General features: G+C 67.4%; 7 protein-coding genes, 1 pseudogene and 1 riboswitch. Of the genes and pseudogenes, 2 read left to right on the forward strand and 6 right to left on the reverse strand.

All coding sequences use genetic code 11. From position 1 onward, the window contains the following. A pseudogene (locus tag G3N93_RS30440) lies at positions 1-183 on the reverse strand (nitronate monooxygenase); the annotation flags it as partial. A gap of 222 nt (positions 184-405) precedes the next feature. Between G3N93_RS30440 and G3N93_RS30445 the strand changes: the two are divergent. Next, positions 406-1,098 (forward strand): dienelactone hydrolase family protein, encoded by a 693-nt coding sequence (locus G3N93_RS30445; RefSeq protein WP_174954882.1) that lies wholly within the window; start codon positions 406-408, stop codon positions 1,096-1,098. 81 nt (positions 1,099-1,179) lie between these two features. Continuing rightward, positions 1,180-2,658, forward strand: a complete 1,479-nt coding sequence (locus tag G3N93_RS30450) for an amidase (RefSeq protein ID WP_206134614.1) — start codon at positions 1,180-1,182, stop codon at positions 2,656-2,658. Between the two features lie 88 nt (positions 2,659-2,746). Here the strand turns inward: G3N93_RS30450 and metF are convergent, their stop codons facing one another. The 5 genes from metF to G3N93_RS30475 form a co-directional block, all read right to left on the reverse strand. Further along, entirely contained in the window at positions 2,747-3,577 is an 831-nt protein-coding gene (metF, locus tag G3N93_RS30455; RefSeq protein ID WP_174940045.1) for a methylenetetrahydrofolate reductase [NAD(P)H], read from the reverse strand. A gap of 12 nt (positions 3,578-3,589) precedes the next feature. Beyond that, positions 3,590-3,943 (reverse strand): phage holin family protein, encoded by a 354-nt coding sequence (locus tag G3N93_RS30460; protein WP_006477367.1) that lies wholly within the window; start codon positions 3,941-3,943, stop codon positions 3,590-3,592. 162 nt (positions 3,944-4,105) lie between these two features. After that, a complete protein-coding gene (gene ahcY / locus G3N93_RS30465) occupies positions 4,106-5,524 on the reverse strand; it encodes an adenosylhomocysteinase (RefSeq protein ID WP_011350612.1) in 1,419 nt (472 codons plus the stop codon). A 32-nt stretch (positions 5,525-5,556) separates the two neighbouring features. After that, positions 5,557-5,672: riboswitch (S-adenosyl-L-homocysteine riboswitch) on the reverse strand. Positions 5,673-5,777: 105 nt separating this feature from the next. Further along, a complete protein-coding gene (locus tag G3N93_RS30470) occupies positions 5,778-6,512 on the reverse strand; it encodes an RNA polymerase sigma factor FliA (protein WP_174940047.1) in 735 nt (244 codons plus the stop codon). 22 nt (positions 6,513-6,534) lie between these two features. Further along, positions 6,535-7,103: MinD/ParA family protein (locus G3N93_RS30475; protein ID WP_206134613.1), on the reverse strand; the 569-nt coding region annotated here is incomplete at its 5' end.

Consider the following 7,103-nt stretch of genomic DNA (forward strand, 5'->3'; position numbering starts at 1 on the left):
TCCGCGAACGGGCGATCGGTCGCGGCGCGGATGGCTTCGACTTCGTTCGCGCCCGAGCGCGCCGGCATTCGACGCGGCGGCGACCATCGCGGTCGTGGTCGCGCCGACCATCGGCGCCTGCACGAGCGGCAGGCGCAGGCCGAAGCGTTCGGAAAAGGGCGTGGAAAACAGACGGGCAGACATGGCGAATCCTTCGATGACGATGCGCGAAAGCGCTTTGTAAAGGCCGGCACATCGACTCTATCGAAGCGGCGCAGCGCCGAAAAATGAATAATCGAGATCGAAACGATCGCTGCGCGAGAAGCGGGCGCGTGCCCTGCACCGTCACACGATCGGTGGCACACTAGGCCGCCTCTTCCAACCCGGGGCGCGCATCGCTCACCCCGTTCGCCAGGAGTTCAGAACGTGACTGCCCAATGGATCGACATCCCCGCCGGTAACGACAGCTTCGGCGGCTATCTCGCGCTGCCCAAGCGCGGCAAAGGCCCTGCCGTCATCATCATCCAGGAGATCTTCGGCGTGAACTCGCACATCCGCGCGGTCGCCGACCAGTACGCGTCCGACGGCTTCGTCGCGCTCGCGCCGGACGTGTTCTGGCGCACGCAGCCGCGCGTCGAGCTGACCTACGAAGGCGCGGATCGCGACAAGGGCATCGAGCTGATGAAAAAGACCGACGTGGGTCTCGCGGTCGCGGACATCGGCGCGGCAGCCGATGCATTGCGCGCACGCCCCGAAGTGGCCGGCAAGGTCGCCGCGATCGGCTACTGCTTCGGCGGCCAGCTCGCGTACCGCGCGGCCGCGACCGGCAAGATCGACGCGGCGGTGGCCTACTACGGCGGCGGCATCCAGAACGCGCTCGACCTCGCCGGCAAGGTCACGCAGCCGATCCTGTTCCACTACGCGGAAAACGACCACGGCATCCCGCTCACGGCCGTCGACCAGGTGAAGGCCGCATTCGCCGGCCACGACCATGCGTCGTTCCACGTGTATCCGGGCGCCGAGCACGGCTTCAACTGCACGGACCGCGCGTCGTACAACCAGCGCGCGTCGGCGCTCGCGCACGGCCGCACGCTGACCTTCCTCGCCGAGCACCTCTAAAAACGGCCGGCCGCGGGCCCCGCGCACCGGGCCCGCGTTATGCTGCTGTCATCGCCACGAGTCACAACGGGGGTGACTGCGATGCACTCGGACTATCTCGCGCATGACGCGATCGGCCTCGCCACACTGGTACGCGAACGCAAGGCGAGCCCGCGCGAACTGCTCGACGCCGCGATCGGCCAGGCCGAAGCGGTCAACAGCGCGATCAACGCGATCGTGCTGCAGGACTACGAAGCCGCACGCCAGCGTGCGGTCGCCACACCCGACGGCGGCGCCGACGCGCCGTTCGCCGGCGTTCCGTATCTCGTGAAGGATCTCGGCGCAGCGGTCGCCGGGCTGCCGCTGTCGATGGGCAGCCGGCACTACCGGTATTTCGTGCCCGCCGACGATTCGCCGGTGATCGCGCGCAGCCGCGCAGCCGGCCTCAACGTGTTCGGCAAGACCAACACGTCGGAAATCGGCCAGATGCCGTACACGGAACCCGAACTGTTCGGCGCATGCCGCAACCCGTGGAATCTCGATCACACGCCCGGCGGCTCGAGCGGCGGCGCGGCGGCGGCGGTCGCGGCCGGCATCGTGCCGATCGCGCATGCATCCGACGGCGGCGGCTCGATCCGCATTCCGGCGTCGTGCTGCGGGCTGTTCGGCCTGAAGCCGAGCCGCAACCCGGTACTCGTCGACCTGCCGTCGAACGGCGAGCTGGTCGTCCAGCATGCGGTCACGCGCAGCGTGCGCGACAGCGCGCTGCTGCTCGACGTGACGACCGGCCAGACCTTGCCGGCCGGCGCGCCCGGCACGTTTCTCGGCGAACTCGACACGCCGCCCGGCCCGCTGCGGATCGGCCTCGTGCTCGACCCGATGCTCGCACCGGCACTCGCCGACGACACGCGCGCGGCGCTCGACGACGCAGCCGCGCTGCTCGAATCGCTCGGCCACCATGTCGAGCCGGCGACGCTGCACGTCAACTACGCGCGTGCGGCCGAAACCTTCCTCACGCTATGGGCGACGATCGCCGAGGAGATGGTGCTCGGTGCACGCGCGCTGACCGGCCGCACGCCGAAGCGCGGCGAATTCGAAGCCGCGACGTGGGCGATGGCCGTGGTCGGCCGGCGCCTCGCACGCACGCGCCTGCCGGACGTGCTCGAATGGCAGCGCCAGCTCACCGTGCAGGTGGCCGGCCTCGTGTCGCGCTACGACGCGATCCTGTGCGCGTCGCTCGCGGGCCCGCCGGTGAAGATCGGCGAATTGCAGCCGACGCCGTTCGAAGCGGCGCAGATGAAGGTGCTCGCCGCGCTGCCGGTGAAGCCGCTACTGAAGGAAATGCTCGCGAAGTCGTCGGAAAAGGCGTTCACGTGGGCCGGCTGCACCGAGCTGTTCAACCTGACCGGCCAGCCGGCGATGTCGGTGCCGCTCTACTGGAACGCACGCGGGCTGCCGATCGGCGTGCAGTTCGCCGCGCGTCACACCGACGACGCGCTGCTGCTCCGGCTCGCCCGGCAGCTCGAACAGGCGCGGCCGTGGTTCGAGCGCCGCCCGCCACTGATGCAGGCGCAGCGCTGACGCCCGCGGCCGCGCTCCGCAGTCATCGAAAAAAAGCCCCGCCGGCATCACCGGCGGGGCTTTTTCGCATGCAATCGCGTAAGCGCGCTTACACGACCAGCCGTTCACAGATCGTCCGCGTCGCGGCCGCCGTGTTCAGCGTGTAGAAGTGCAGACCCGGCACGCCCGCGTCGACCAGACGCTGGCACAGGCTCGTGACGACGTCCGCGCCGAACGCACGGATCGACTCGCGATCGTCGCCGAAGCTCTCGAGCCGGCGCGCGACCCAGCGCGGCACTTCGGCGCCGCACATCTCGGAGAAGCGCATCAGCTGCGAGAAGTTCGTGATCGGCATGATGCCCGGCACGATCGGCACCTCCACGCCCAGCTTGCGCGCATCGTCGACGAAGCGGAAATACGCGTCGGCGTTGAAGAAGTACTGCGTGATCGCGGAATTCGCGCCGGCTTTCACCTTGCGCGCAAAATTCTCGAGATCGGCCTTCGGCGAGCGCGCTTGCGGGTGGTACTCCGGATAGCCGGCAACCTCGATGTGGAACCAGTCGCCATGCTCGGCACGGATGAAGCTGACGAGTTCCGACGCATAGCGCAGTTCGCCGACTTCGCCCATCCCCGACGGCAGGTCGCCACGCAGCGCGACGATGTGACGGATGCCGTACGAGCGGTACTGGTCGAGGATCGCGCGCAGGCTGTCGCGCGACGAACCGATGCACGACAGGTGCGGCGCGGCCTCGAGGCCGTCCTTCTGCATGTCGAGCACCGTATCGAGCGTGCCCTGCTGCGTCGAACCGCCGGCGCCGAACGTGCAGGAAACGAATTTCGGCTTCAGCGGCAGCAGCTGCGCACGCGTGGCGCGCAGCTTCTCGACGCCTTCCGCCGTTTTCGGCGGGAAGAATTCAAACGAGAGTTCGATCGGTTTCATGATTCGAAGAGGTCAGCCGATGTCGCGCTGACCGAAGATCAGGGCGGACAGCAGCCACGACACGATGCTGTACAGGATCGAACCGAAGAACGCGGACCAGAAGCCCGACACCTCGAAGCCCTTCAGCAGCGACGACGCGAACCAGAAGCACAACGCGTTCACGACGAGGATGAACACCCCGAGCGTGACGATCGTGACGGGCAGCGTCAGCAGGATCAGCACCGGACGGATCACCGTGTTGATCAGGCCGAGCACGACCGCGATGATCAGCGCCGTGCCGAAGCTCTTGATGTGGATCGACGGCACGAGGTACGTGATGATCAGCAGCGCGAGCGCGTTGATGACCCAGGTGAGGATGACGCTCATGGAGTGCTCCGGTTCGGTTGTCGATCGGTACGATCAGTGGCCGCCGCCGGCTGCCGCGGGTGCCCGAAGGCACGCCGCGACAGCCGGCGATCCCGCGCCGTGCCACCGTACCGGGTGCGCGTCGGCGACGCGCGCACGGCACCGCGGCAGCGGCACGTCGGATCAGTAGCGGTAGTGGTTCGGCTTGAACGGACCGTCCTTCTGCACGCCGATGTACGAAGCCTGTTCGTCCGACAGTACGGACAGGTTCGCGCCGATGCGCGCCAGGTGCAGGCGCGCGACCTTTTCATCGAGATGCTTCGGCAGCACGTACACCTTGTTCTCGTACTCGTTGCCGCGCACGAACAGCTCGATCTGCGCGAGCGTCTGGTTCGCGAACGAGTTCGACATCACGAACGACGGGTGGCCGGTCGCGCAGCCGAGGTTCACGAGGCGGCCTTCCGCCAGCAGGATCACGCGCTTGCCGTCCGGGAAGATGATGTGGTCGACCTGCGGCTTGATGTTTTCCCACTGGTACTGGCGGGTCGACGCGACGTCGATTTCCGAGTCGAAGTGACCGATGTTGCAGACGATCGCGTTGTGGCGCATCGCCTTCATGTGATCGTGGCCGATCACGTGGAAGTTGCCGGTGGCCGTCACGAAGATGTCGGCCTTGTCGGCTGCGTATTCCATCGTCACGACGCGGTAGCCTTCCATCGCCGCCTGCAGTGCGCAGATCGGGTCGATTTCGGTGACCCACACGGTGGCGCCCAGGCCGCGCAGCGATTGCGCGCAGCCCTTGCCCACGTCGCCGTAGCCCGCGACGACCGCGACCTTGCCCGCGATCATCACGTCGGTCGCGCGCTTGATGCCGTCGACCAGCGATTCACGGCAGCCGTACAGGTTGTCGAACTTCGACTTCGTGACCGAATCGTTCACGTTGAACGCCGGGAACGGCAGGCGGCCGTCCTTTTCCATCTGGTACAGGCGGTGCACGCCGGTCGTGGTTTCTTCGGTCACGCCCTTGATGTGCGCGAGGCGCGTCGAGTACCAGGTCGGGTCCGCGTCGAGGTGCTGCGCGATCGACTTGTACAGTGCGACTTCTTCCTCGTTGGTCGGCTTCGCGATCACCGAACGGTCCTTCTCGGCCTTCGCGCCGAGGATCAGCAGCAGCGTTGCGTCGCCGCCGTCGTCCAGGATCATGTTCGCGAATTCGCCGTTCGGCCATTCGAAGATGCGGTGCGAGAATTCCCAGTATTCGTCGAGCGATTCGCCCTTGAACGCGAACACCGGCGTGCCGGCTTCGACGATCGCGGCAGCGGCGTGGTCCTGCGTCGAGAAGATGTTGCACGAGGCCCAGCGGACGTCCGCGCCGAGCGCCTTCAGCGTCTCGATCAGCACGCCGGTCTGGATCGTCATGTGCAGCGAACCGGCGATGCGCGCGCCCTTCAGCGGCTGCTGTGCCTTGTATTCGTCACGGATCTGCACGAGGCCCGGCATTTCGGTCTCGGCGATGTTCAGTTCCTTGCGGCCCCAGCCGGCCAGCGCCATGTCGGCGACGACGTAATCGTTGGAAGCTTTGGAATCGATAATGGCGTTCATCACGCCCTCCTTTCTAAAAAGTTTCTAGATTGGTGACGTGAGCGCCGTTCAGGAAGCGGGGCCGACGCGGTTGTGCCGCACGACTGCTTGGTGAAGCCTTCCGAGCCTGGCGGACGCAGAGTGGTCCGTCGCAACGCTCCTCGGAAAGCGGAGAGGATTGTAGCAAATCGGCGCGCGGAATGCGCAAGGACCGCGCACGGCGCACCGACGGCGCAAGCGCGCGGCGTCGGCGCGCGCCGCCGTCAAGAAAGGGTCAGGACTCCGCGCCGACCCACGCCTGTTCGCGCAGCCGCGCGCGCAGGCGCGCGACGGCCTGGCTGTGCAGCTGGCACACGCGCGATTCGCTCACTTCGAGCACCGCGCCGATTTCGCGCAGATTCAGACCCCGTTCGTAGTACAGCGACATCAGCAGCTTCTCGCGCTCCGGCAGCCGCTCGATCGCCTCGACGAGCGCTTCGCGCAGGTGGTCGTCGAGCAGCGCCGACAGCGGATCGGCGTGATCGACGCGGTAGCGGTCGAGGAACGGCTCGTCGTCGGCCGCGCGGTCGAAATCCTCGTAATAGATCAGCTGGCTGCCGTGCAGGTCCTGCAGCATCCCCTGGTATTCGTCGAGCGGCATGTTCAGGTGCTGCGCGATCTCGGTCTCGCTCGCCGAGCGGCCGAGATTCTGCTCGACCTGGTGCACCGCGTGCTCGACCTCGCGCGACGTCTTGCGCAGGCTGCGCGGCAGCCAGTCGTTGCTGCGCAGCTCGTCGAGCATCGCGCCGCGGATACGCTGGGTCGCGTACGTCTCGAACTGCGCGCCCTGGTCTTCCTTGTAGCGGCCGGCCGCGTCCATCAGGCCGATCATGCCGGCCTGGATCAGGTCGTCGAGGTCGACGCTCGCCGGCATCTTCGCGACGAGCTGCAGCCCGAGGCGACGCACGAGCGGCGCATATTGCGCGAGCACGTCGGCCTGGGACATCTTTCCTTGAGCGTTGTACATCATGGCTCTCTCCTTCCGGTGGCGCTCACGCGGCGTGTGCCGCGCCCGCCTCATACGACGGCTTGCCGCCCGCGTGCACGGCGCGGCCCGCACCCGAACGCGGGCGCATCGGCCAGTACAGCAGGTCGGCGGCAATCTGCCGGCAGTCGCGCGCGGCGGCCGACGACGGGAACGCATCGACCACGACCCGCATCAGCTCGCGTGCGTGCTCGACGAGCGGATCGGCGCTCACGCAGCCCGCGTCGGCGATCGACACGGTCAGGTAGCGGCTCGCGACGCCCGCGAGGTTGTCGAACGCGACCTTCGCGTCCGCATGGCTGCCGACGTGATTGGTCAGCACGCGGAACTGCGCGAACGCATGCGCGAAATGCAGCCGCTTCATGCACGCGTACGCCTCGGTGATCGCCTGCGCGGCGACCCGCGTGACGACCAGCACGTCGTGCGCTTCGCGGGCGAGCGCCGAGAACGAACCGTCGGCGCCGAGCTGCGCGTCGACGAGGACGATGTCGGCCGGCCCGTCGATGAAATCGCTCAGTTGCGCATCGGTGTAGCCGGTGCGGTCGAGCAGATCGGAAGAACGTCGGGTAGGGAAAA

It is taken from the genome of Burkholderia sp. Se-20378, assembly GCF_017104665.1.
Classification (GTDB): Bacteria; Pseudomonadota; Gammaproteobacteria; order Burkholderiales; family Burkholderiaceae; genus Burkholderia; species Burkholderia lata.

Coding starts and splice junctions, on each gene's coding strand:
- G3N93_RS30450 (WP_206134614.1), top strand. CDS start 1,180: ATGCACTCGGACTATCTCGCGCATGACGCGATCGGCCTCGCCACACTG.
- metF (WP_174940045.1), bottom strand. CDS start 3,577: ATGAAACCGATCGAACTCTCGTTTGAATTCTTCCCGCCGAAAACGGCG.
- G3N93_RS30460 (WP_006477367.1), bottom strand. CDS start 3,943: ATGAGCGTCATCCTCACCTGGGTCATCAACGCGCTCGCGCTGCTGATC.
- ahcY (WP_011350612.1), bottom strand. CDS start 5,524: ATGAACGCCATTATCGATTCCAAAGCTTCCAACGATTACGTCGTCGCC.
- G3N93_RS30470 (WP_174940047.1), bottom strand. CDS start 6,512: ATGATGTACAACGCTCAAGGAAAGATGTCCCAGGCCGACGTGCTCGCG.